Source organism: Parendozoicomonas sp. 209JJ7-1 (assembly GCF_058147085.1).
Genome location: NZ_JBYVJU010000012.1, coordinates 52,725 through 78,314, shown reverse-complemented (window position 1 = coordinate 78,314; position 25,590 = coordinate 52,725). Strand labels below are relative to the sequence as shown.

Annotated in this window: 18 protein-coding genes; 11 read left to right on the top strand and 7 right to left on the bottom strand. The window is 51.0% G+C overall.

From position 1 onward, the window contains the following. Positions 1 to 9 precede the first annotated feature (9 nt). A complete protein-coding gene (locus ACY2RQ_RS13120) occupies positions 10 to 948 on the top strand; it encodes a M23 family metallopeptidase (protein WP_490113439.1) in 939 nt (312 codons plus the stop codon). 14 nt (positions 949 to 962) lie between these two features. Here ACY2RQ_RS13120 and ACY2RQ_RS13115 read toward each other — a convergent pair whose 3' ends face one another. Then, the gene (locus ACY2RQ_RS13115; protein WP_490113438.1) at positions 963 to 1,580 is read right to left on the bottom strand and encodes a MiaE family protein; all 618 of its coding nucleotides are present in this window, start codon (positions 1,578 to 1,580) and stop codon (positions 963 to 965) included. A gap of 245 nt (positions 1,581 to 1,825) precedes the next feature. Between ACY2RQ_RS13115 and ACY2RQ_RS13110 the strand changes: the two genes are divergently transcribed. The 5 genes from ACY2RQ_RS13110 to ACY2RQ_RS13090 all read left to right on the top strand — a co-directional run bounded on the left by ACY2RQ_RS13110 (position 1,826) and on the right by ACY2RQ_RS13090 (position 12,918). Then, a complete protein-coding gene (locus ACY2RQ_RS13110) occupies positions 1,826 to 2,677 on the top strand; it encodes a universal stress protein (RefSeq protein ID WP_490113437.1) in 852 nt (283 codons plus the stop codon). 400 nt (positions 2,678 to 3,077) lie between these two features. Continuing rightward, positions 3,078 to 4,451, top strand: a complete 1,374-nt coding sequence (locus ACY2RQ_RS13105; protein ID WP_490113436.1) for a hypothetical protein — start codon at positions 3,078 to 3,080, stop codon at positions 4,449 to 4,451. 289 nt (positions 4,452 to 4,740) lie between these two features. Continuing rightward, complete coding sequence (locus ACY2RQ_RS13100; protein ID WP_490113435.1) at positions 4,741 to 8,508, top strand: hypothetical protein; 3,768 nt, start codon at positions 4,741 to 4,743, stop codon at positions 8,506 to 8,508. Positions 8,509 to 8,871: 363 nt separating this feature from the next. Then, positions 8,872 to 11,463 carry a bifunctional aconitate hydratase 2/2-methylisocitrate dehydratase gene (locus tag ACY2RQ_RS13095; protein ID WP_490113434.1) on the top strand — a complete coding sequence of 864 codons (2,592 nt, stop codon included), beginning with the start codon at positions 8,872 to 8,874 and terminating at the stop codon, positions 11,461 to 11,463. Positions 11,464 to 11,793: 330 nt separating this feature from the next. Beyond that, positions 11,794 to 12,918: a C1 family peptidase gene (locus ACY2RQ_RS13090; protein ID WP_490113433.1), complete on the top strand. Its 1,125-nt coding sequence runs from the start codon at positions 11,794 to 11,796 to the stop codon at positions 12,916 to 12,918. A gap of 186 nt (positions 12,919 to 13,104) precedes the next feature. Here ACY2RQ_RS13090 and ACY2RQ_RS13085 read toward each other — a convergent pair whose 3' ends face one another. The 3 genes from ACY2RQ_RS13085 to ACY2RQ_RS13075 form a co-directional block, all read right to left on the bottom strand. Further along, the gene (locus tag ACY2RQ_RS13085) at positions 13,105 to 14,160 is read right to left on the bottom strand and encodes a lipin/Ned1/Smp2 family protein (RefSeq protein WP_490113432.1); all 1,056 of its coding nucleotides are present in this window, start codon (positions 14,158 to 14,160) and stop codon (positions 13,105 to 13,107) included. 238 nt (positions 14,161 to 14,398) lie between these two features. Then, positions 14,399 to 14,764: a hypothetical protein gene (locus tag ACY2RQ_RS13080; protein ID WP_490113431.1), complete on the bottom strand. Its 366-nt coding sequence runs from the start codon at positions 14,762 to 14,764 to the stop codon at positions 14,399 to 14,401. Between the two features lie 134 nt (positions 14,765 to 14,898). Continuing rightward, a complete protein-coding gene (locus tag ACY2RQ_RS13075) occupies positions 14,899 to 15,963 on the bottom strand; it encodes a DUF2891 family protein (protein WP_490113430.1) in 1,065 nt (354 codons plus the stop codon). A gap of 264 nt (positions 15,964 to 16,227) precedes the next feature. Between ACY2RQ_RS13075 and ACY2RQ_RS13070 the strand changes: the two genes are divergently transcribed. Together ACY2RQ_RS13070 and ACY2RQ_RS13065 are read left to right on the top strand one after the other, a co-directional pair. Further along, positions 16,228 to 16,731 (top strand): DUF4442 domain-containing protein, encoded by a 504-nt coding sequence (locus tag ACY2RQ_RS13070; RefSeq protein ID WP_490113429.1) that lies wholly within the window; start codon positions 16,228 to 16,230, stop codon positions 16,729 to 16,731. 86 nt (positions 16,732 to 16,817) lie between these two features. Then, positions 16,818 to 18,008 (top strand): pyridoxal-phosphate-dependent aminotransferase family protein, encoded by a 1,191-nt coding sequence (locus tag ACY2RQ_RS13065; RefSeq protein WP_490113428.1) that lies wholly within the window; start codon positions 16,818 to 16,820, stop codon positions 18,006 to 18,008. Here the strand turns inward: ACY2RQ_RS13065 and ACY2RQ_RS13060 are convergent. Then, a complete protein-coding gene (locus ACY2RQ_RS13060; RefSeq protein ID WP_490113427.1) occupies positions 18,002 to 18,295 on the bottom strand; it encodes a GIY-YIG nuclease family protein in 294 nt (97 codons plus the stop codon). The genes ACY2RQ_RS13065 and ACY2RQ_RS13060 overlap by 7 nt on opposite strands. 48 nt (positions 18,296 to 18,343) lie before the next feature. After that, a complete protein-coding gene (locus tag ACY2RQ_RS13055) occupies positions 18,344 to 20,236 on the bottom strand; it encodes a hypothetical protein (protein ID WP_490113426.1) in 1,893 nt (630 codons plus the stop codon). Between the two features lie 872 nt (positions 20,237 to 21,108). On the opposite strand from ACY2RQ_RS13055, the gene ACY2RQ_RS13050 reads away from it, so the two are divergent. The 3 genes from ACY2RQ_RS13050 to ACY2RQ_RS13040 all read left to right on the top strand — a co-directional run bounded on the left by ACY2RQ_RS13050 (position 21,109) and on the right by ACY2RQ_RS13040 (position 23,797). Further along, positions 21,109 to 22,107, top strand: coding sequence for a hypothetical protein (locus tag ACY2RQ_RS13050; protein ID WP_490113425.1), 999 nt, complete (start codon positions 21,109 to 21,111; stop codon positions 22,105 to 22,107). Between the two features lie 26 nt (positions 22,108 to 22,133). Further along, on the top strand, positions 22,134 to 22,562 hold the full coding sequence (arfB, locus tag ACY2RQ_RS13045) for an alternative ribosome rescue aminoacyl-tRNA hydrolase ArfB (protein WP_490113424.1): 429 nt from the start codon (positions 22,134 to 22,136) through the stop codon (positions 22,560 to 22,562). 584 nt (positions 22,563 to 23,146) lie between these two features. Then, complete coding sequence (locus ACY2RQ_RS13040; protein ID WP_490113423.1) at positions 23,147 to 23,797, top strand: hypothetical protein; 651 nt, start codon at positions 23,147 to 23,149, stop codon at positions 23,795 to 23,797. On the opposite strand, the gene radD is transcribed toward ACY2RQ_RS13040, so the two are convergent. Further along, complete coding sequence (gene radD, locus ACY2RQ_RS13035) at positions 23,794 to 25,581, bottom strand: DNA repair helicase RadD (protein WP_490113422.1); 1,788 nt, start codon at positions 25,579 to 25,581, stop codon at positions 23,794 to 23,796. The two genes, ACY2RQ_RS13040 and radD, sit on opposite strands and share 4 nt — an antisense overlap. Between the last annotated feature and the right edge of the window lie 9 nt (positions 25,582 to 25,590).

The following is a 25,590-nucleotide window of genomic DNA, read 5'->3' as shown; positions in this document are numbered from 1 at the left end:
GGATTTGCCATGACACTCCGAAAGGGCTGCCTGCTGATGTTATTTCCCACGATACTTGCATTGGGTACCGACGCGCCCGCGCCCTCCTCACAAATCCCATCCCTGACCGCCGGTGAAGTTTTACCCTTGGTGTTACCGGCCAATATGAAAGGCTGTTACACGAAATTTATGAACCTGAAGTTTCCGGTTTTTGATCACCCAGTGTATTCCGGGCAGACTCTGATCCTGCTTTCCAGCCCCCTGGACACTCCGGCAGGTATCCGGGATGCCATTATGACCTGCCCAGATGGCCGGAAACAGATTATTCCCATTCAACTAAATACCGGGAATTACCCAACCGAGTCACTGAAGATTGATCCGGATATGATTACCCCCCCGGACGATGCCCTTGCCCGCATCAAGAAAGAGAGGGCGCAGATTCGCCAAGCCCTGGCCAAAGCAGATCGGAAAAGATGCCTGAACGGCGCATTCCTCACCCCAGTTCCCATCAAGAAAGTCACCAGCCCCTTCGGCATTGGACGGCTTTATAACAATCAGCTGAAAAGCCGCCATACCGGTGTAGACCTGAGGGCAGCCAGCGGAACCCCCGTGGTTGCCCCCCACAGCGGTATTGTGCGCATGTCCCAGCATAACTGGTATACCGGAGGGCATGTCCTGATCGAACATGGCTGGGGTATTCACAGCAGTTATTTTCACCTGTCAGAACTGCAGGTAAAAGAGGGAGACACTGTCCAGTCTAACCAGCTGATAGCCCTGAGCGGAGCCACTGGCCGGGTAACAGGCCCCCACCTGCACTGGGGCATTTCCCTGCAGGGAATCCCTGTTAACCCCCTGAAGTTTGTTGAAACAACCCAGGTCCTGTTCCGGGAATCACCAGCCAGAATCCCCCCGGAACAGTCTGAAAAAAACCAGTCAGGCACGTCGAGCCAGACCCACCGGAAGGCATGATTTTCAGGGAAGAGTTATTCCGGGCGGCCCGAGTGAAAACGGAACTCATCATCAGGGTCTTCAATGACCCTGCGGTCAATCTCCGCGAATACCTGGATACGATCCTGAAGATCATAACCGGCCGCTTCAATGGCCAAGCGCAGGTAATCCTGAAAGTGTCGTGCTTCGGATTTTAACAGTGACAGGTAAAAGTTTTTCAACTCATCATCCAGTAAAGGGGCCAGGGCTTCAAAACGTTCACAACTGCGGGCTTCTATAAAGGCACCCACCACCATGGTATCAATCATTCTGGCAGGCTCATGGGTGCGTACCGCTTCACGCATTTTCGCCGCGTACCGTGACGCGCTCAGGGGGCAGTAGGCTATTCCCCTTTTTTTCAGCAGGGCAAGCACCTGCTCAAAGTGGCGCAATTCCTCCCGAGCAAGGCGGGACATTTTGTTCTGCAGGTCGGTGTTTTCCGTATAGCGAAACATCAGGTTAAGGGCTGTCGCTGCCGCCTTCTTTTCACAGTGGGCATGGTCAATCAACAGAACATCCTGTTGTTGCAGGGCGGCCTTAAGCCAGGCTTCAGGAGTGGAACACAACAGGAACTCATCCCTCTCCGGCAAACTCCACTCGGCATTATTGCTCATACATCATTCCCCCGGATATCAAAGGCCGGACTATAACAGTCCGGATAAAACGACAATGATTCAATATTATTCATTGTGTTGGTTATTTTTCGCCAGTAAATAAAACGGACGTTTGTCTATAAATAAGGCGTGAAAATTGATATAGATCAATAGACAGCTTCCCAGCTCCGGCTACCATGATTCCATGGTGCTGTTATCTTATGACCTTCTAATAAAAAACGTTGCAACCCAATCAGGAGATCACCATGCGAGCCCTCACAAAAATGCTGGTGGTTGTGGATACCCGCAAGGAAACCAGCGTGGCCCTCAACCGGGCCAGGCATATTGCCAAGGCAACAGATACCCCCATTATCGCCCTTGCCCCCAACCCCCGTGCAGATAAAGATTCCCAGGCCAGACTGGACAGCATGCTTCAGCCACTGAAAGACGAAGGGCTAACGGTATCCGGCCGTGAAGAATGGCATAAAGGTGTCGTAGAAACCATCATTCATGCGCACCAGCTGGAACGCTGCAGCCTGGTGATCAAAGCATTTAAAAAGACCAGCCCGCTCACCAGCATTGTTTCTACTCCGGAAGACTGGGGCCTGCTGCGCCAGTGCCGGGTGCCTGTGTTGCTGACCAAACATGATAACCCCTGGGCGAAAGGCCAGATTCTCGCCGCCGTGGATGCCTGCCCCACTGACTCTAAGCATGACATCCTCAATACCGTTATTCTTGAGCATGCCGCCGCCATCAGCGGCGTAGCCGATGCAGAATGCCATATAGGCAGCGCCCATCCGGGCCTTATGCTGTCCGGCGAGGACACCATCAGATCCGTCCATGATCGCTATGAAAACGTCTGTATTTCCCTTGCGAAGAAATTCGGGATTCCCAAAGAGATGGTGCATGTGGAAGACGGTCCGGCAGAAACGTTTATTCCCGATCTGGCCAAACGTCTGAGTGCCTCCCTGATCGTAATGGGCACCGTGGCCAACACCAATCTCAAGGGTGCGCTGCTGGGCAATACCGCCGAGCAGATACTGGGTATGGTGGATACCGATGTCCTTACGGTACAACCCCGGGACATTATGGAACCCCTGGAAAACGTCGTTTCCTGATCCAGAACCCTGACTCTCTCAACCGAAGCATCATTTTGAAGAGAATAGCTTTCATGAGCACGCTATAGTTGAGCACATTGGTTGCCGGCTATGAAAAGCAGCATTGCGCAAGCATTCATCAGCTCCATATAACCGAGCCTGACTCTTCCAGTAAGGTCTGTGATTTCTAATAGCTGGGGTTCTTTAGATGCCTTGCTAGAACCATCGTGACATTATGATCTAGTCAAGTGATCAGTCAGAACAACCACGGGAGGATGGGTCCAGCAGGACGCGAATCTTCGGTCAAGAGATTAAGTAAAAATGCCTGCACTAACAGCGGGCATTTTTTTTATCTCCTCCTACACTCTCTGCACTGTTTGTGTTCAGGGCAATACATTCCCAGGCTCGGGTGACTGCAATTATGATGTTCAAGCCATCCCTCTACCTGCTGGCAATCCTGCTGCTTCCCTTCTGGAGTCTCGCCGCCATCCAGTCAGAAAATGGCATGCAAGAATGGTCTGACCATACCTACATTCATATAGAACGACAGAAGATACACAGGGACAGGCCGCTCAAACTGCCTGACTGGACACCTCCTTACCTGCTGCGAAAACTGGATCTCCCTCCCCCTGCCTTCACCCAGGGTGTGCTTGACTGGCTGACTGAAGAAGCGGGTACGGCAAAACAGGTAACGGCTGCAACAATAACTGCCGTAGCTGCAGGCTTATTGCTCCCTGGCCAGAGTTCAAAGGCCATTGCTGCCAGTGGTGAATCTCTCCTGTCCTACCTGACATCAGCCAGAGTACTGATACAGGTCGCCAGCGCTCCAACCCACGGGGAATCCCTGTACCGGACTCTGGCATTCCTGGTTGTGGCCAGTCTGTACAGGCCGGAAAAAGGCCCCTATCCATGGTTCACCGATATCGCAGCTTATTACGTCCAGACCTTTATATTAAGTGGCCGTGGCACCCGGCTTTTCGCGCCCAGAATATCAGGTATCCAGAAAATCGGGTTTGATGATCCACAGCTCGACAACGCTTTCGTCATAAGCCTGCGCAGCCCAGCTATTATTCAGCACTCTCCCGCTCTGATAGAGATATATGTGACACCACTGCCTGAAAACTATCTGGATATACCCAACATCAGCGGAAAAGAAACAGCCCTGGGTAAAATTCCCTGGCAGAAGCTATATAAGCATTGTGCAGCCAGAGATATTCAACATATCCGCCTGTACCCGGAAACAGAAGATGGTGACAGCACACTCTACCTGAAAGCCTGGCAGGGGAACCGTCCCGGACGGAAAGTCCTTATCGCAAGAGCACAAACACAGGGCAACACTCAGAAGCAGACCTGGTGGACAGAATCTCTCCGCCACAAAGCCCCTTTTCACAAAGGCAGCCTTAACCCCCTGGCAACAGAGCTGATCAGTCACATGCCTGACTACCTTGATGACAGTCTGAGCGAAGAAGAACCTCTGCGGATACCCCTGCTTCGCTCACCGGTCAGGGGCTGTCACCATGATCACTATACGGCCCTTCCCGACAATAACCATAAAGCCGGAATGCTTCTGTTTGACTGGAACGATGCCACCAGCGACAGGCTCTTTCCCCGAATAACCCTGGTGACAAATAACTTCAACGATCCCGTTAACATCAGCCAGCTGTCAACACTCAGCCAGTTCCAGCCCCGTAATCTCACACCAACAGCACAGTTTGCTGCGACACTGGGACACAACCTGTTCTGGTGGCTCACAGCACATGGCCTGAATACGGTTGTAAAAACAATCAATAACTAATCTGATGGAAAAGAGTAATCCATGACTGCCTGTTTACAGCTATATAAACGACAAAAATAAAGTTAAATAAAAACACAAACACAAGATAATCAATATTGTTTAAATAATAATTGAGCAAACTGTTTTATTTTCAAAAAAGAAACATTTACAACAATCTATACCCTGTCTATTTTTCTCACGTCCTGACAGGCTCAAAATAACTAATGGTATGTGTTCACAGCAATATTTCACGACATCTTAAATAAACGACAGAGCATTGACTATATTTTAAACACAAGGGTTTCAACGTATGAACCTGTTAAAGCAATTTGGTATCCCGATATTGTTATTCCCCTTATCGCTGAACTTACAGGCCGGGAAGCACAGCCAGAGTTCCCCTACCCTTGTTGAAATATTTGTTGAGAACAATAGCCAGCATAATCTGCTTCTGCACCATTCTGATGTACCAGGAACCTTCAAGCTATCCAGTCAGCAGACTATTGACGATACTCAATCACCCAGCCAGACAACTTCCTCACACGTTAATAAAAGTCCCAGAAAATCCAGAATCAGAAACAAGGGGAGCACCCAAAGAGCAGAGAACGCAGATAAACAGCCCAACTTAACAAAAATTCGTCCCGGTGATGTTTTCCTTATTGGTCAATACGAAATAAAAGCCACCCCAAAAGGCCAAAAAAATACAAGAGCCGCATCCGATGCAGAATCCTTCAGGCTGCCGTTTCACTTTGAAGGCGCGACACGAACAGCGGCAAACCTCCCCAGTGGTTTTGATATTTTCTTTCGTGAACGGTACGGAACAGTCAATATCGACAGGAAACCATCATCCAGGATACAAAATTCCCTGTTCAGCCCGTCCGTGGTTGTCTATGAAATGGCAGATGTTAATGAAAAAAGATTTCAGGAGTACACATTCCACAGGAAACAGATCCGCCAGCACCTCTTCACAGTGGAAAGCGCTCCGGTTCCAAGGAAAGGATGGCCAGCTCCAGCTACAGAACGTATGACCGATCCCCGCCGCAGGAATATGGTGGAAGCCCGTCACTCCCTTATAACCCCTTTACAGGAAGATCTGTTCACTGGTTATACAAAAACACTGGCAGAAACCAGTCACCTTATGGCAACCAATCTTACTCAAAACATTAAACTGTATAAAAGCAGGAATCAGTCACAAAGAGAGCTTGAGGAAACACAAACAAGGCAAGAAAGAAAAGTTCGATATAGCAAACGTCAACACTTAATAAACAGGGAAAAAGATATAATTCTCAGAGATATTAACGAGATTGAAGCGGGGTTGGAGGAACTTACCGCGATCCCGAAAACGAAAGAAGACGGAAACTTTTACTGGAGGCAACTGACTCACACCCCCTATGACAGTTCTATAAGTGAAAACTTTGACAGGGGTTTAAGTACCATGGCGGCTCTCAGGCATCTGGGATCACCACAGAACGCCCCGGACAGTGGTCTTACGAGTTTTCTTCAGCAACTTAATATCTGGACATCACCTTCTGCTTATAATCCGCAGGTATTTGGCGAAGGTGCATTTGGCGAAGGTGTATCTGGCGAAAGTAAAGGAGCTACGCCATTAAAACTGCTGCAAGAACATGAAAGCTTTATTGAAGTCCTGGCAATCCTGCAAAATCCAGAGCTCAGTAATGCGGTGAAAACAGCCCGGGATATAATGCCCGACAATTTGCAGGACGGGGGTTATATATCAGCAAGGGGCATTTCCTGGAAGCTTGCTCTGGATCATATGCCTCCGGTTCCCCTGGAATCAGAAGCAGAACTTCTCTCCAAGCGTACCATTTATCACGCCTTAAGCCCTGAGGCCATAGAGCAGGTGCTTAGCCTGACTTCCCAGGCCATTGATCCATCCACTAATACCGCATTCCTTATCAGTAGCGGCGAACGTGTCTTGTCAGTGCTCAGACTCAAAAATGGGAAATTCATGGTCGTTCACGCAGGAAAGTTAACCACTGATACACACTTTTTTGCCAATGACAGCTTATCCCGTATAGCCGAAGAAGTTTACCAGTTCTTTTTCTGGCGAATCCGACATAACCCCCATCACTGCACAACCCAGATTCTTGTTAACGGTAACAGCCGCCACTTTCTGCCGGACCTGTCTGAGTTGAAGAAAGAACGGATGCTCCATTTCTTAAACGGTCTGCGCGAGACAGAACAGCTTTATTGCCATGCTGACCTGATCTCGAATGGTACCGAAATCGCGGCAGATGACCCGTCACTGTTACCACTGTTATTAAGGATTTACAAAGAGAATGCTGATCTTGCCGGTTTCCTGCTGGCAGGTGACTCACGCTGCCGATTCAATGTTATGCAGCAAATTCAGATCCAGAAAAGCCTCTGGCAAAACGACCCGATATTGCAGGAGTCCATTCTTATTCCCCTGCTGGAGTTACTGCAGAAACAACCCGCGCTGGCCCGTGGCATTATCCCCACTGGTTCAAAAGAACGACAACTGTTTGAAGCCATGATGGAGCCCTTTATCGCCTCCTATCAAGCGCAAATCAGTGCACACTCCAAAAACGACCTGATAAAACTTTACGACAGCGCTAAAAAACACCCTGCTGCGTCCCTCCTGGAACTCTCCCAAAAGGCCGTTCCACCCAAAACCTGGCAGCCCTATTTTGAAGAACAGCATATTGCCACAGAAGGCCAGACTTACTTCCTCAACTATCACAACCTGCACCATAACCTTCAGACATATGCTCAAAGGCAAGGTCTGAAGCAACAGCTGCCTCCTTTTGTCAATGGGCTGTGCCATGGTCTGTCTGCCAAGGCCATATTGGCCCATCTCCATGGGCCGATGTCCAGTTCCGATGATATGAGAATGCCGGCGACCTTGACCCCACCGGCAGATAAACGGGGGTTCCATGGATTCCTCAGGGATCTTCAACTTTGGAGTCGCAGTTTTAACTCATCAACCTCATCCACCATAAACAGTTACCTCAGCAAAGCCACTGAATTTGCTGAACACCTGCTGATGATGCAATACCCAGACCTCAACCCACGGGTCATGAAAACCAGAGCTGTTGGCAGAAGTGGCCAAGATACCCAAACCAGCAAAGAGCCCTTCAGAAGTTACATGACGGGCCGACGCCTGGCAGCCGCTGATATGCACATTGACTTAGGCCCGGATAAGGAGACGGTTTACAATCGCACCCTTTACCATACGCCCGCACAACTGAAAAACGTGCTGCAGGCCATGTCAGACCAAATACCTGCAAATATCCCCGCCGCCTTTCTGATCCATAACAACAGCCACGCCCTCTCGGTTTTGCGCCTGGAAGATCAGAGTTTTATGGTTTTTGACCCGAATATCCTGTCAAAGACATCAGAATTTCCAGTCAGCCATAGCCTTCAAGAAACTGCGGACACCGTGAATGCCATGTTCGCGGCCGTTGCCAAAGAAACAGCCAGCCCCCATCTGGAAACATCTCTGCTGGTCAACGCCAGCCGACCAGGGGTTGGAAAACTCCCCGACTTCTCCCAGCTGAAAAAACAACAGCTGGCACAACTGCTGCCCGACCTGCAGAAATCAGAATCGTCTCTCCCCCCTGAACTCAGAAGCCATGAACAACACTATGCCGGCCAGGTACAGAAAACTTTCTGGCCTAATGCACATATTAACGGGCCTTTAAACAGGGATCTATCCGCTGTCACCCTTGTACTGGAGCTCTGTGCCCAGGGCGCGCCCTATACCGAAGAGCTGCTGTTACCCGACGCCGGGTATATACAGCATGTTATTGAATATCTGCGTAAAGCCCCTGATATCCTCACCCAGGATTCACAGATGACCTACAGGCTGTTCTCAGCCCTTATCTCAACCCTTGAAAAGAACACCGAGCTGGCCCGCCAGCTACTTTCATCCGTAGCCGAAGAGAGAAGATATTTGAATGAAACCCTGTTGAAACAGATAGCGAAATCAGCCCGGGATGCGAAAAATATCGCGGCACGATTTACCCAACTGACCGAGGAAGTCGATGCCTTTGAGGAAGAAGGCGAGACCGAAGAAGAGAACGATTCTGAAGAGGGTTAACCGAACCCAATGCCCGGCCTGGGAAAACGAACATCCAGGCCGGGTCCACAACCATTTACACTCTCGCCCTACTCGCCCTAAACCTTCCCATTCCTCCACACAACACCCTTTCCCTCTTCATTCACAGAAAATATACCCGCCATTTCGCCATTTACTTAACTTGCATCAGGTCCTTGGGTATACTCGGCGCGCCGAGAACAAGACAAATTCAGTAATGTGGCTCTGCCGGCTGGATTGCCAGACAAACTCATCGTTTCCACCGAGGGCAGCAGACCGGATCATTGTCACGACCCGGATAGTCATTGCAGCGCCCTCCCAAGCCAGGCAGTCCCGTCCGCAGGTCATTTGATGAGGGAATAGAAAGTGCTAGAAGCGTATCGTAAACACGTTGAAGAGCGTGCGGCCGAAGGAGTGCCGCCCAAACCCCTGAGTGCCGAGCAGGTCACCGGGCTGGTTGAACTTTTGAAGAACTCTCCCGCCGGCGAAGAAGAGTACATCCTCGATCTGCTGGAAAACCGTATCCCCCCCGGTGTTGATGAAGCGGCCTACGTAAAAGCCGGTTTCCTGGCCGCCATCGTATCCGGCGAAGCTACCTCTTCCCTGGTCAACACCGAGAAAGCCGTTCAACTGCTGGGCAATATGCACGGTGGTTACAACATTTCTACCCTGGTTGAGCTGCTGGACGACAGCAAGCTGAGCGAACTGGCTGCTGCCGAGCTGAAAGGCACCCTGCTGATGTTTGATGCCTTCCACGATGTGGAAGAGAAGGCCAAAGCCGGCAATGCCAATGCCAAGGCTGTTATCCAATCCTGGGCCGACGCCGAGTGGTTCACCAAGCGTAACAAGGTGGCCGACAGCATCAAGATGACCGTCTTCAAGGTCACTGGTGAAACCAACACCGACGACCTGTCTCCGGCTCCCGATGCCTGGTCCCGTCCGGACATTCCCCTGCACGCCCGCGCCGCCTACAAGATGACCCGCGACGGCCTGACTCCCGAAGTTCACGGTGAAGTCGGCCCCATGAGCCAGATCGAAGAGATCAAGGCCAAGGGTCTGCCCGTTGCCTTTGTCGGAGACGTTGTCGGTACCGGCTCTTCCCGTAAGTCCGCCACTAACTCTGTGCTGTGGTTCTTCGGCGACGATATGCCCGGGGTACCCAACAAGCGCTCCGGCGGTGTCTGCATCGGTGGCAAGGTTGCTCCTATCTTCTTCAATACCATGGAAGATGCCGGCGCTCTGGTTTTCGAAGCCCCCGTTGACAAGATGAACATGGGCGATGTCATCGACATCCGTCCTTATGAAGGCAAGGTGCTGAACGAAGCCGGTGAAACCATCTCCGAGTTCAGCTACAAGTCCGACGTAATCCTCGACGAAGTCCAGGCCGGTGGCCGTATCAACCTGATCATCGGTCGTGGTCTTACCGAGAAAGCCCGTGAGTCTCTGGATTTGCCCGCCACTGACGTCTTCCGTCGTCCGGTGGCTCCCAACGATTCCGGCAAGGGTTACACCCTGGCCCAGAAAATGGTTGGTAAGGCCTGTGGCGTTGACGGCGTACGTGCCGGTCAGTACTGCGAACCCAAGATGACCACCGTTGGTTCCCAGGACACCACTGGCCCGATGACCCGTGACGAGCTGAAAGACCTGGCCTGTCTGGGTTTCTCTGCCGATCTGGTGATGCAGTCCTTCTGTCACACAGCGGCTTACCCCAAGCCTGTTGACGTGGAAATGCAGCACACCCTGCCGGACTTCATCATGAACCGTGGCGGTGTAGCCCTGCGCCCCGGCGACGGCATTATCCACAGCTGGCTGAACCGTATGCTGCTGCCTGATACCGTGGGTACCGGTGGTGACTCCCACACCCGTTTCCCCCTGGGTATTTCCTTCCCGGCGGGTTCTGGTCTGGTCGCTTTTGCTGCTGCAACCGGCGTTATGCCACTGGATATGCCAGAGTCCATCCTGGTGCGCTTTAAAGGCGAAATGCAGCCCGGTATCACCCTGCGTGACCTGGTTCATGCCATTCCCCTGTACGGTATCAAGCAGGGCCTGCTGACCGTTGAAAAAGCTGGCAAGAAGAATGCGTTCTCCGGTCGTGTACTGGAAATCGAAGGTCTGGAAAGCCTGACAGCCGAACAGGCCTTTGAACTCTCCGATGCTTCAGCCGAACGTTCCGCAGCTGGTTGTACCATCACCCTGTCTGATGAGTCTGTCGCCGAATACCTGACCTCCAACGTGACCATGCTGCGCTGGATGATCAGTGAAGGTTACGGTGATCCCCGGACTCTGGAACGTCGTGCCCAGAAGATGGAAGAGTGGCTGGCTAACCCCCAGCAGCTGCGTGCTGACCCGGATGCCGAGTACGCTGAAATCATCGAGATTGATCTGGCTGAGATCAAAGAGCCCATCCTGTGTGCCCCGAACGATCCTGACGACGCCCGTACCCTGTCCGACGTGGCCGGTGACAAGGTTGATGAAGTGTTCCTGGGTTCCTGTATGACCAACATCGGTCACTTCCGTGCCGCCGGTCGTCTGCTGGAGCAGAACAAAGAACCGCTAAAGACCCGTTTCTGGATGAGTCCTCCCACCAAGATGGACAAAGACCAGCTGATGGAAGAAGGCTTCTACAACATCTACGGCAAGGCCGGTGTGCGTACCGAAGTTCCTGGCTGCTCCCTGTGCATGGGTAACCAGGCACGGGTGAACGCAGGCGCGACTGTACTGTCCACCTCCACCCGTAACTTCCCCAACCGTCTGGGTGATGGGGCCAACGTTTACCTCTGCTCCGCAGAGCTGGCCGCTGTTGGCGCTATCCTGGGCAAGATCCCGACTGCCTCCGAGTACATGGAATATGCCCAGAACCTGGACAGCATGTCCGGTGACGTTTACCGCTACCTGAACTTTGACAAAGTTGAGAGCTACCAGAAGGCTGCTGACGCGATTATCGCTAAAGCCGGCTAATCCGTAGCGCTTTTTGTAAAAGTGCTTTTTGTAAAAAGCCGGACAGCATGGCTGTCCGGCTTTTTTTATTGAACGGCCGTTTTGCGGGGGTTTATCAGCCAGCTTTTCAAAAGGTCATGGGTCGATTGAGAAAAGGCAGCCAGACCTGGACGACAAATCAATATGCCACAATACTATACGACACTGTCAGGATCAGGACAGAATGTGCTGCATACGCATACCAATATCAATACCAATAGATACCCAGAAGCGTGGAAGAAAATGTGGAAGGAAGCATTCACAGATTGGATTTGACCCGACAGGCATCTCTGCAAAACCGGTAACTGCAAAATGAAATTCAACGTCTACCCATCGTTTCTGAAAGTCTTTCGTGTCTCTTCTTCCGCTGCAGTGCTGACAGTCCTCTGTCTATGTTTTCCCCCTGGAAGCAGCGCAGTCGCCCATGAGCCTGTCGATTATACAAAAGCCCGGCACACCCTGGAAAACAGCGGGGTTCACTGGCTGTATTCACCAACAGTTTACATCTCAAAATTTGACCACTGGCTGACAAAATATGGCCCTCTCCCCGACACCCAGAATTATTATGACCGTTTACTCACATACGCCCACAACACAGACCGCTCCGTCCAGCTCAGCGCTCAGACTGGAGCAGTGTTTGGCGATGGCCCTTTTTCCACTTTGACGGAAGAAGAGTTTAAAAAACGACTTGGACTCAAACTCCAGCGCCCGTCTGTCGCTGGTATGCCCACTTTCCCGGAGGGGGCTAAGCATTTACCACTATCGGTGAGCACAGAAACCCTGCCGGCGCGCGTTAACTGGGTTGAGCAAGGTATGGTGACGCCGGTAAAAGATCAGGGCCAGTGTGGAGCCTGCTGGGCTTTTGCCGCAACAGGGGTGCTGGAAGGCGCTTTTGCCATTCACTATGGGAAACTCGTGAGTTTCTCCGAGCAGATGCTGTTATCCTGCGACGGATTCACATGTAGTGGAGGCGATCCATACACGGCCCTGCACTGGTCCCAAAGAACAGGACTGTGTTCTGAAAAGGACTATAGTTATGCCGCTGCTACCCCCCCTTGCCAAAGCAGCAATTGCAAGCCAGTGCCGGGTAGCGCTGTAAAGTCTATTAATGAGGCCTGGCATCTGACGGATGAACAGTTAATGGCAACTGTGTCAAAAGGGCCCGTAGCCGTTACGATAAATGGCCTCATGCTACAGGAATATCAGTCCGGTATTATTCAACACCACTGCTCTGCAGAACCGTCCGCCCTCAATCATACGGTTCTGGTCGTTGGTTATGATACAGACCAGAGCACCGGCCTCCCTTACTGGATCATCAAGAACTCCTGGAGCGCTGGCTGGGGTGAAAAGGGGTATGCCCGACTGATAAGGGGCAAGGCTGAACCGACTGATGGTATCTGTGGCATCCGGTTTTATACTGTTACGGCTTCATTCTGAGGCAGACAAAAGAAAGAGAAGAGTCATGGGGCCAGGTTCATTTTTATGTGCCCGCCCCCCCCATGAAATAACAGAAACGACTGGCCAGTCTGTCACCCTGACTGCCAACAGATTAATGAGTTTCCTGAATCAAAGAAGCCAGGCAACATGACTGCCCGGCTTCTTTTGGTTAATAGCTTCTTTTGGTTAATGACTTCTGCAGGCAGATTCCGGTGCATTAACCACCACATTAAAATAGTGGTTCCGATAATCACCTTCAATAGAACGAGTACCCTGCTGTCCGGCATTGGGCCCGATAATCCAGGTATTATTCTTGGCAATACCCGCATCTGCGTAAGCGGTAATATCTGTTGTGGCATTACCGTAGGCTTGAACAATATTCAGGCCTTTGTCCTGAATCAAACCACTCAGATACTCAACCTTATGCTTTTCCGTTTCATAGGAAAGAGGGCTGCCGCCGTCGCCATTAGTGCGCAGATGCCACTGGGGCAGGTCAATACTGTCGATAAACCATTCCCGACTGTCCCTGGCAATCCAGTAAGGACGACCAGTTACAAAAATCACCCGGTAGCCTTTGTCCAGATAAGCCTGCACCGTCTCTTTCGCAAACCAGTAGGCCTGAGCCGTAGACACCCCTAGATAATCGCCCACCTGCTCAAAGTCATTCAGGGTCAAAGTGCCGTCTATATCAAACAGAACCGTTTGCTGGCCTTTTGGCACAACGGAAACAAAACCATCTGCCTGGGTCAGATCCCCTTCCACCACCATCCGGACAATATATTCACCCGCAGGCTTGCCAGATACCGGCACATAGACTTTACCATCAGAATCAGTGCGGAACTTGCCAAGGTACTGCCAGTTATCCATACCTGTGCCGGTCAGATAGGCGTGCACATCCTCATGCTCCAGGTCTTTATGAAAGGTGCGGCTGTAATCAAACTTACCGGTAACGGTTACAGATTGCCCTGGATTCACGATCTCATCATGCACCATATGGTAAGGAGAATGATGACGGCTCCAGTAACGGCTCTGCCAACGACGGAAGCGTTTCTGGTCCGGGCCATTAAACGACGACAGATTCAATACACCACGATAGTCCGGGCAACTGCCGACCGTTTCCGGAACATCCGGCATGGGATTAGGGTTCTGATCCGGGGCATTAGCAGCCTGGGCTGGGCCAGCCAGCAAAGCCCCTAAAAACAAAGAGGCACAGGTAAAGGTGTGAAACTTATAATTGAACATTATTGCTATCCGTCCAGGGTTATTGTTCTTGTATTGGTACGAAGCAGCAGAACTGCCGCTCCATCCTTGAATAGAAGTAACGCTCAATCATTGACCTTTAATGACAATTACGTGTATTTCAAGGTCATATAATAGATCTATTGCCGATCTTGAGAACCAGTGCTCATATGAAAAACGTCCGGCAAAAAGCCGGACGTCCTAAAGGTCATGCCAGTATTTTTCAAGCCAGGGCCTGTACTTATTTTTCTCTACGATAAGAGAAATCGTTATCCAGATTTTTTACCAAAGTCTGGACGAAATAAGGGGTTTCAAAACTGGAAACAATTACACCATTAGCCGGTACCCAACCATGAGTCAAAGAGTCCCCAACGGCACGGTTTATTCCGTCTACTGTTCTACATTTAATTACAAAATACATAGGATCGGTTATGTTTGCATTTGCTTCATTACCAGGCAATGGAGTACATCCCGCAGGTGATTCTGCGAATGACTGACTTGCCAGAACCAGCATTGACAATCCAAAAACAGCTTGTTTTATAAGTTTCATTTTCACTAACCTCATAATGCTAAAGAATACTTTAAGAGCCACAATAAGACCCTGCATATAGACACACCTCTCCTGAAAGGTTCATTAACACGGGAGTTAGTAAAAACAACAAGACAAAAACAGCTCAGCTAAATTAAAGCAGGATATAAGTACCTGGACAGTCGCCTAGCCACCAGCAAGCAGATTTCTGCTTAATTGTCAGAAAACAGCTGCGTGGTTAAAAGGGTAATCATATAAGTCCCCAGCCAGTGGCTCATTTCATAATTCATTTCTTCATAGAACATATCGATTCCGGCCTTGGTATGGTGATCCGATGCCACCCATAAAGCCGATAGCCGCCGGTCTGAATCCGGCAGGGCATTGGCCACCCCCAGCAACATCCAGGCGCGGCTCAGGGCAATACCGTAATGGTGGACATCACGGGGAGGGACAATCGGCAACCACTCCGTTTGCGGATCAAAAGGAATCCGGGGCATAAAGCTGTTCAACCAATGGGAGTATTCCTGACCGGATAACACCCGGCGCATCATATCCGCCATCACCAGGCAGGGGGAAAGAAAGGAGAACTCCGTATGCTTCCAGCCCACCCGACAGTCACTCTGTTCGCCGAATAGCCTGACAGCCTCTTTCTTCAATAAATTCTCTGTTTTTACATCACCAGATATCCGGCTCCAGTCCAACATCAAGGCCAGGGAAAAAGCTGTGGAGTAGTGGAACCCTTGAGTATCGGGTTCCTTCAGCTCTTGAATCCATTTTAACAGGCTGTCGGATGCGTACTGTTCAAGGGGGCGGAGAGCCTTATACCAGCGCTGCCCCTTCTCATCCGATAGCAGTTTTAACTCAGCTGTCAGGGTCAGCAACCATGCCAGGCCGTAAGGCAGCTCTACCCGACCATGTCGATACCAGGTGCGGAATGTCTCAACTTCCCGAGCGATAAGTTCTTCGCTCAGATGGCGATCAAGCAAGTGAATCATCTCATTACGGCGGGGATGATCCGGCCACAGCCGCAGCACCCTGACCATCAGCCAGTGACTGTGTACTGAGGAATGCCAGTCAAAACAGCCGTAAAAGCCGGGGTGGGCATCCTTCGGGCCGGTAAACCTGTCCGCCGGCATCCACTCATGGGGCTGCTCTGTCACGACACAGGACATGGCCATATTCAGCGCCCGATCACGGATATCATCCATGCTGCGGGGTTGTGCCCTGAGCACCGTGATTTGCGCAATAATAAACAGCAGTATAAAAAACCGAAACATCGAACCCCCTCCCTGGCCAAGCCCGAATCTCAACAGGCCCTATAGGCCTATCGACGCATTCCCCCGCAAATTGAACCAGACCCGGGCTTCGTAAAACACCTCAACACCCCTTACCAAAAACACCACCAGCGAACAGTCAAAGAGCATCGGCAAAGTCCGTTATTGACCCATCTGACAGCTCCATCGCTCCTCTGTAACGGTTGCCCATATTCCACATCCCCGCTACTCTGCCAACGCCGCCTATAACAATCATAAGGAGTCCCGATGGCCAACCGCATGAGTCGCCTTATCAACCTCTGCAACCGCGTCCCGGAAAACCTGCGCAGCCCTCTGCTCAGCTTTTTTATCGGGCGAGCGGTCCGCCTGACCGGAACCACAAAAATGCGTATTGAGAAGCTCACCAACCGTGAAAGCCAGATCAAGATGCGCAACCTGAAGCGCAACCGCAACCATATTGGCAGTGTCCATGCCTGCGCCATGGCCCTGAGCGCGGAATCCGCCACCGGCTATATCGTTGCCATGAATGTGCCGGATACCCGGTTGCCGGTAATCAAGACCATGCATGTAGAATTTGTAAAACGCTCCTCAGGCGATATCACCGCCAAAGCCCATTTGACTCCCGAGCAGATTGAACAGATCCGTAATACAGAAAAAGGGGAAGTGGTTGTCCCCTGCACAGTGACCGATGGCAGTGGCAATGAACCCATCAAAGTGGAAATGACCTGGGCCTGGACCCCAAAACGCCGCAAAAACGTTATAAAACCCTAAGCCGCTGGCCCATCCCCCCAGAGAAAAGGTATGATCCCTGGAAACAATGCTCGACATCTCAGAACAATCACAAGCACCGGACAATCATGACCTCTGTAGCTGTTCCCACTGTCACCAGCCTTGACCGCATTCTGCCCGATGAACCCCTGTTGCTGATGGGAGCCGGCCCGGTTCCCGTTCCGGCACGGGTGGCGGCGGCCAACTCCGTGGTGATCAACCATCTTGGCCCCACCATGGGCAAGGTGCTGGAACAGGTAAAGAGCATGGCCCGCTATGTGTTCCAGACCAGCAGCCAGCATCTTATGGGTGTGGCCGGTCCCGGTTCTGCCGCCATGGAGATGGCGATCACCAATCTGGTGTGGCCCGGTACCCGGGTATTAAGCGTGGAGAACGGTTTCTTCAGCGGACGTCTGGCGGAAATGGCAGAACGAGTGGGCGGGGATGTCACCCGCATTCCTGTGGAAGACGGCCACTCTGTCGACCCCTCTGCCGTGGAAACGGCCCTGAAAACCCAACACTATGATGTGTTGACGTTAGTTCAGGGGGAAACCTCCAATACTGTCTGGAACCGTGAGCTGGAAGAAATCTGTCATATTGCCCGGGAACAGGGCACTCTGGTGATTGTGGACGCGGTTTGTACCCTGAGTACCATGCTCCTGGAAATGGATAAATGGGGCGTTGACGCGGTGATTACCGGCGGACAGAAAGGCCTCTCTTCCATTCCCGGGGTCTCACTGATTGCCTTTTCTGACAATGCCTGGGAGCGCATTACCGCCCGCACGGAACCCATGCCCCACTGGTGCCTGGATGCCCGGCTGGCGGTGCAGTTCTGGAACGAAAAAGGCTACCACTATACGGCCCCTGTTTCCGGACTGCTGGCCCTCCATGAAGCCCTGCACCTGATCTGCGAGGAAACCCTGGAGCACCGTATTCTGCGCCATACAACCTGCTCCCGGGCTTTGCAGAATGCCATTGAGGCCATGGGGCTGAAACTGTTTGTTCCCCCCGAAGCCCGCCTTCCTTCCGTGATTGGTATACATCTCCCGGATGGCGTGATTGGCAAGCAGCTGCTGGAGTATATTTCTACAGGGCACCGGGTAGAGATTTCCGGCTCCTTCGGAGCGAATATTGTCCGTATTGGCCAGATGGGGGAACAGTGCCGTTCCCACCACCTGTTCCGTACCGTCCATGCCCTGGGCTCAAGCATGCAGTCCCTGGGTGCGGTGATGGATGTACCGGCGGGTGTGGCTGAGCTGGAACGCTCCCTGAATCAATAATCCATCAATGAAGGCAGCAGAATATCACCGGCCACCAGCTTTTCCTTGGCGCGCCGGCTCTGCTGTTTGACCCGGTATTCCAGTTTTAAGGCTGTAGATCTCTCCCCAACCTTTTCAGAAAACGCCAGTTGCAGTGGCCCTCGTCCCCGCAGGTAACGGGCGGATTTCGGTCCACCGGACCCATGCTCTTTCAAGCGCCGCGGAACATCGGTAGTTATTCCACAATAAAGGGAGCTGTCGGCACAGCGAATCAGATACAAAAACCAGGCAGACGTCCCTGCAGACATAAAGCCATCCCTGAACACAAATACCTGATGGTGTATACCGAATCCTCTTTACTTGCGCAACCTGTGTTTCGTCTGCACAGGGGCAATCGGAGGAAAGTGCACATCCGGAATCAAGTCCAGGGGACCGGGACGATAACCAGCTCTCACCAGCCTTTTCCCCAGGCTGAATAATTTACCCCTGTGCTCTGCCATAGCCTCCAGGCATTGGCACATAAGCTCCCGGGCTTTTTTCCGGGAGAGTCCCTCAGCCTGTACAGAAAAGGCATGGAGCATCTCTCCAGTCGTACAGGAATCCGAAGAAACCTGCTTTACCAATTGCTCTGGTGTTTTTGGGACAGGCTTCTTCGGGCTGGCTTTCTTAGTTCTGCTGCGATGCATCTGGAGAATGTAATCCTCCTCAGCCTTTATCCTGAGCCTTTCAGATTCTTTTTTTTCAGATTTGTCTTCCGGAAGCTGGCAGGCCATACCCACAAGTCTGTTAATCAACCGAATATCCCGGGGAGGCATTGGATGGCCCATCGCCATGTTCCGGAGAAGGTCGTTAAGAAGACCTTCAATTTCTCGAGCCTGTTGATCAACCCTGCTCTTCTCCATCGGGCGGGCCAGGGTTGTTTTATAAGCTCTGCTGTCCGCCAGCAGACGGAGCGTGGAGCTGTCCAGTTTCGCATCGGTATGACTCTGACCTGTCAGCCATCTGGCTTGTTGCGCGCCCAGACGTTTTCCATGTTCTGGCGTTAACCTTGCCAGCACCCACCCCAGACAGGAATGCGCCCACTCCTGACCACGGGCTGCACGAATCGTCATAAGAATCTTCGGCAGTGACATATGATGCATGCAATGGAGACAATGAAATAGAACCTCTTCACACAGATGCTCCAGTCGCTTCTCATCCGCCTGCTCCAAAAGCAGTTTCACGCCCTTTTGAAACAGTATATTGAACTCTCCCGGATAGGCAGCTCCAACACTGGTAAAGTGCTGTTGCCCGGCAGACTCAATCAAAAGCCCGGCAGCAGCGGCTCCGTTTTTACGTTCAATAAAGTGCGATATCGTCCCCAGAGATGTGCGACTACTGCCTCTTCCCTCCGCTATACGCTGTTCGGTTAAATCATCCTGATACAATTCCATGGTCAAAGCGCGGCTCTCATCATCGGAATATGCAGCCTCCATAACTTCCAGCGCGTCTGTAATAACACTTTCCTTCAACAGCCCCGAATCGCTCCACTCCCCTGCACAGGCTATTAATTCCCTGAAAAAGGTACGAGCCTGATCGCTGGTCATATCTGAGGTCACGGGAAACAGGCAGATTGCCGTCAGGTTTTTATACATCTCACCGGACCGCAGCTTGAAGATCTGTTCCATTCCGGGGGGATAGGTGAGCCCTGCTTTGAACATCTTCCGTACTACTGGCAGCCACAGGGAACGGAAGTGTTTTATGTTTTCTACGCCTCCCAGCAGGCTGAACAGGGACGCAAGCAATTCATCGGCAGGTATTTCGGTACGGGCCATCACCCCCAGCCAACCCAGTTCCCTGCCAACATCCAGACAGCGCATCCTGAAAAGGTTCTTCCACAGGGGCGCAGGTTCAGCATCTGCCATCAGCTTAAGAGCCTGAGCCAGCACATGGGCTTTTTTATACTGCCCTGAGAGATAGAAAACCTTGAGGTGATTTAACACCAGGTCTTCCAGCCCCTGCTCCGCTATGGTTCTGTCTCTGGATGACATCGTTTCTGACAGCTGGTAAATACGCCGGGTTCTCAGGCTGGGGGCTTCATGGGGAGGCTGTAAAGACAAAGGAGGTATTTTCCAGCCTTTTTTTATAAGCCTGAGTGCATCAACCTTACGGCAACCGGTCAGCTTGCGGGCTTCCCGGGATAACAGGGTATGGGTATCAACATGGGTATCAAAGCTGATTAAGCTTTTGTCTGCTGTTTTTCCTAACATGATGTTCTTCCCTTTCCATCTTTTCTTACCAAAACAGGAGCAGCAGATTGAAACGACCTGCCTTGAATCAGATTCCCTCCCTTCAATTAATTTCCCCTGCCCAGAAACAGAGTGGTCAGTATTAATAACAGGGATCAGAAAGATATTTCTTTCAAATACTCCGTGACAGTCTATTTTAACCTGTCCTGAGAAAGAAGAAGGGCTGAATAATGGCTGGAATTCCGGGGCTTACGATAATGTCTATATATTGCCGGAATTTCCTTTTCCCGTTTGTTTTTCCGTTAAAAGCCCTGTTAAGAGGAAACAGAATTATCTGGCTCCTCACTCTGGTGCTTGCGTCTCCGTTCATCCTGGCCATGAATCAAGAAAAGAAAAGCGTTCTTCATGGACTTCCTGATACATCCTTGATGAATGAAGTTATAAAACAGCTTCAAACACAGCGCTTAAGCCTGCCAAAGCCAGATGCATCCCAACTTATGGTTCCTCCAGCAACTGGATCCAAAGCCCCTCGCAGGCTTCCACCAGAACCGCCCCGTCATCCAAATACTTCCAGAGGCCAGACATCAGTATTTGGGGCTGTGCCGTTACCTGTAGCAGCCATCCCTACAGCCGCCAAGCTAAAACCCGCTCCACCAACAAGAAAACCCCTGTATGTTCTGGAACCAAAAGTCATTCTGGAAAAAGCTGTTCCCCTGCCAACAGCCTTTTTCACTGATTTTCTAACGAAAGCCAATGATTTTCTTCTGATTCGTCTGTTATTTCCCGATTTCTATTATCACCTTTCTGCAACACAACCGTCCTCTCATATCACTCTGGCTCAGTCACTCGAGTTACGGAAAAGTGCTCTTCTATGGCAGATGACCAGGAAATTTATGGAAAGTCTGGAAACTTATGGAAGTAAAAATTCTGTGACTATTGATCTTCTGGCGGGTGCTCTGAGTGAATTTACCCTGCATGTGGCCAGTATTGCAGGCTGTGAAACTGATGATCAGCTGACATCACTGGCTACCCGGTCTTCCCAATTCAAAAGAATACTGATTTCTCCCGAAGCTATGCTTCCGCCTGACCAGTGGATAGATCACTTTCGCTCAATGCGAGGGTTAACGGTGATGAAGCATGATGCCAGCGAAAGTAATCTCCCCCTGTTTCAGGCAGAGTTAAGGCGTTTCAACCATTGCCTGAAAGGAATAGAAAAAAGATATCCGGAGCAGGTGAGCCTTGTTCAATCCTATCAGGATGAATTATTTTTATTCGCAAGTGCCATTAATGGGAAGACAGGAGATTTTTCTCCTTTAGGTTATCAATGCAAACTCAGTGATGAGGTTAATGAAGATTTTCTTTCTACTCTACAGCTCCCACCAGGCCATACGAAAATTTGTCTTGGCACGCAACCTGTCCCCAGCTTCCTTCTTCCTGCTGCCTTAAGAAATGCTTATTCAGATGCTATTTATCTCATACTGGCGGATAAGAAACCTTCTTCAGGACTGGCCCATTTCCGTATTGATTACCAGCTTCTGCTGGCACCTTTTGCTAAAAACGATCTGAACCAGCCAGTTCTGGATATTATGACAACTGTCCTTGCTCTGGTAACAGGCACATCTCCCTCATTACTGAGGGACCTCCCATACGCCGATCTTAATCCTGAATATCCGGTCAATCCGGACAAGTTGATTAAGCGGTTAACAGCAGGAAGACAAGTAGCCGACATCCTCTGGGGTAAAAGTCCAGGTTCAGTAAAAGCGTTCTATGTAATTGATGGACATCAGGTTACGATACAGCCCTCCAATAATGACTTGGCCAAAGACATCGAAATACGTCACAGGCAGGCTATGATGGAATTCGCGCAGCAGTTAAACTCTGGACTCAATTAATACCAGAGATAATCAGGGATGAAGATATGCTGAAAGACACCGGACTCAGAATTTCCGGTAATGTCTCCATACCGTTTGATGAGATAGAGATCACTGCTATTCGGGCCCAGGGAGCTGGCGGCCAAAATGTAAACAAGGTTTCCACCGCTATTCATCTGCGTTTTGATATTTCCGGTTCCAGCCTGCCGGATTTTTATAAAACCCGGTTACTGGCCAGGTCGGACAGCCGGATAAGCAAGGAAGGGGTTGTCATTATCAAGGCCCAACGCTTTCGCAGTCAGGAAAAGAATCGTCTGGACGCCCTGGAACGACTGGCAGAGCTGATCCGCTCAGCAAACGTCATACAAAAAAAGCGTCGACCTACGAAACCGACCAGAAGATCAAAGGAAAAGAGGCTTAAAAACAAAGTCCAGCGGGGAAATATCAAGGCCATGAGGGGAAAGGTGAGCCACTAAATTACGACAGTATCTCCATAATACTCCGCAAACCCCGCCCCGGTCCCTTACAAAAAAACCTTACAAAAAACAATCACAGGCCAAGGAAAGGTCATTCTGCATCTGCATATATAACCACGTTGTCAGTGATTGACCGTTGTTGTCAGTGTCTAATAAATAAAAGATGCAAATTATAGGTCGGCCATAATATGTTCAACAATTATTCAGCTTTTCTCAGCCAACAGCAAAACCTCAGCCAACAGCAAAACTATATCCCGAACATCCCCCCGGCCACCTTCCCTTCAAAAGAAGATGCTCTTTACAGAAGCCGTTCTGAACCCCGGTTGTCCCATAGCACACACGGCCTGTCTCAAGGCAGTTATTACTCCACGCTGCCAGAATGGAGCGGTTCACAACCATCCTTGTCAACAAGGTCATGCCAGAGCTTTCAGCCCCATAACAGGCATATCCACAGGCCACTAAATCCCAGCCCACTGCTGACAAGCAATAGCCAGACTCTATTTGCTCAACCCCATCCGGCTGTACTCTTAATGCCTGCGATGCCTGCGATGCCTGCGATGCCTGCGATGCCTGCAACGCCTGCAATGCCTGTATGGGATGCTGCATCGGGTAAACTCAGGCTCCCGGACGCCACCAGCCAACTGGAAACAAACAGCCTGCTCTCTCAGGGGAATCTGGACAAACTGATGGAAAGCCACAGGCAAGGCACGCTGAAGATGGATATGTATACAGCGGAAACCCTTGCAATGGTCATTATTCGCCAGTTACGCCTGATTGAAGCTCGAAACATACGCTGTTTTCAGGATACCAATGATAAGGAGTATGTGGATGCCATTGCTCTCCTGTTCCAGGAAGTGGGAAAACGCTTGAATAAATGTGTACCCACTATGCAACTCAGCGATCATCTGGGTTATGCCTCACACCCGAACCAACTTGTGGAAGTCGTGGATTTTCAACGAGACCAGCGTATAGAAAAGTTTATTTTCAAAGGTGTTTGCAACCCCAGGCAATTATGGTCTGCAACATTAAAAGATATTGCCCTGGCCCTAAATTACTTTAGTAGAAGTATTATCGTGAACCGCCATATCCCCATCACCAATGATGACCGGAGAAATACATTCACCACACTGTTTTATCACCTTGATGAAAGGCTGTGGGCCCTGCGGGAACTCTACGAACTCCACCCCGTTATCCTCTATGGAAAAACCAGACAGGAGTTGGAAAAGCCTCGCTAACCCGCATTATCAGCGGTGGAAAATCTGCCTATATAGTCAAAAATCTTCTCCCGGATCTGCCAGCCTTTTTTCTCCCGGGTAGCAATCACAAAATCCGGTCTGCGGAATTTCTTCTGCTGACAGACCACATCATCAGGAGTTCTGGCCCGGAATACTTCCCCCCGGTTAATCTGGTGAAGCTTGCCAAACCTGTGATAGAAAACACCCTGTTGGGCGGGAGTTTCCAGATAAAAGTACTCAGGTATCTCCAGGCCATCGTCATCAAAATAACTGACTTTGATCCGGGGTTTTCCGTTCCTGGCGTTCTCGACAACCATGGTCATCCATGAACAGCGAATCACCGTGGTATTGCGCAGATTCAGGGCGTCCCGTAATTTCTGATCCGGATCGACCAGTACCTTGCCGCAGTCATGGCAGCGGCGGGCGGCAATATCATTTTCCCCGTTACATTCGCCACACTCCTTAAAACGGTAACGGAATTCACAACGCCGCCGTTCGCCGTCCTGCTCACCTTCATTATGGTAAATCAACCCCTGACATCTACGGCCAAAGTGTTCCACCAGATCACCGTCTTTATCCAGCCTTCCCCAGAACTGGTTCTGGCAGCCGCACACAGGGCAGGGAATATCCACCGGTACACAGCCGGAATCCGGCCGGGGTTCACCAATTTCGGGAGAAAACAGGTTGTAATTATTACCGGCGAAATCCATCACCAGACAATCTTTCTTGCCTTCAGCAAGGCGCAGCCCGCGGCCAACAATCTGCTGATAGAGGCTGACGGATTCTGTTGGCCGCAGAATAGCGATCAAATCCACATGGGGCGCGTCAAAGCCTGTGGTCAGTACCGAAACATTCACCAGATATTTCAGCTGGTTATCCTTAAAGGCTGTAATCAGACTGTCCCGTTCCGGGCCCGGGGTTTCACCAATAATCAAAGCGGCTTCATGTTCCGGAAGATAACCAAGGATTTCCCGGGCATGATCCACGGTCGCAGCGAATATCATGCCCCCCCTGCGTTCCTTTGCCTCTTCTACAACCTGGTGGATAATGGCCGCTGTGGCCCGGGTTTCCTTCCGCAATAACTGGTTCAGGTCCGCTTCCCGAATATGTCCGTTTCCATCGGAAGGCAAACGACTGAAGTCGTACCAGGCCACAGGAGCATCCACCATAACCGGTGGTGTCAGGTAACCGTTGTCGATCATATAAGACAGGGGCAACTCAAAAACGCAGTCAGAGAAAAAACGCTTGTCATCAGTCCTGACCCGCTGCTGGCAACCGGGCTGGGAGAAATAATTGTAAAGCCAGCCCATCTCCAGCCGGTAAGGGGTTGCGGTTAATCCCAGAATTTTCAGATTGGGATTCAATCCCCGCAGATGATTAATCACCTTGTGGTAACTGCTGCTGGTTTCCAGAGAGACACGGTGGCATTCATCAATCACCAGCAGGGTGTAGTTGCTATCCTGGAAATGCCCGAGATTACGCACCACCGACTGCACACTGCCAAACACCACCTGCTCCGCAGCCTCTTTACGTCCCAGCCCGGCACTGAAGACAGAGGCTTTCAGGTTATAACTTTCGTATTTGCCATGATTCTGCTCCACCAGCTCTTTCACATGGGCCAGCACCAACACCCGCCCCCGGGCAATTCGCCCCAGCTCACTGATGACCAGACTCTTTCCTGCCCCCGTAGGCAGAACCACCACCGCCGGTAAACTGGTGTTACGAAAGTGGCGAATAACACTGGAAACAGCATCTTTCTGATAGGGGCGAAGCTGGAAAGCCATGAAAGGAAC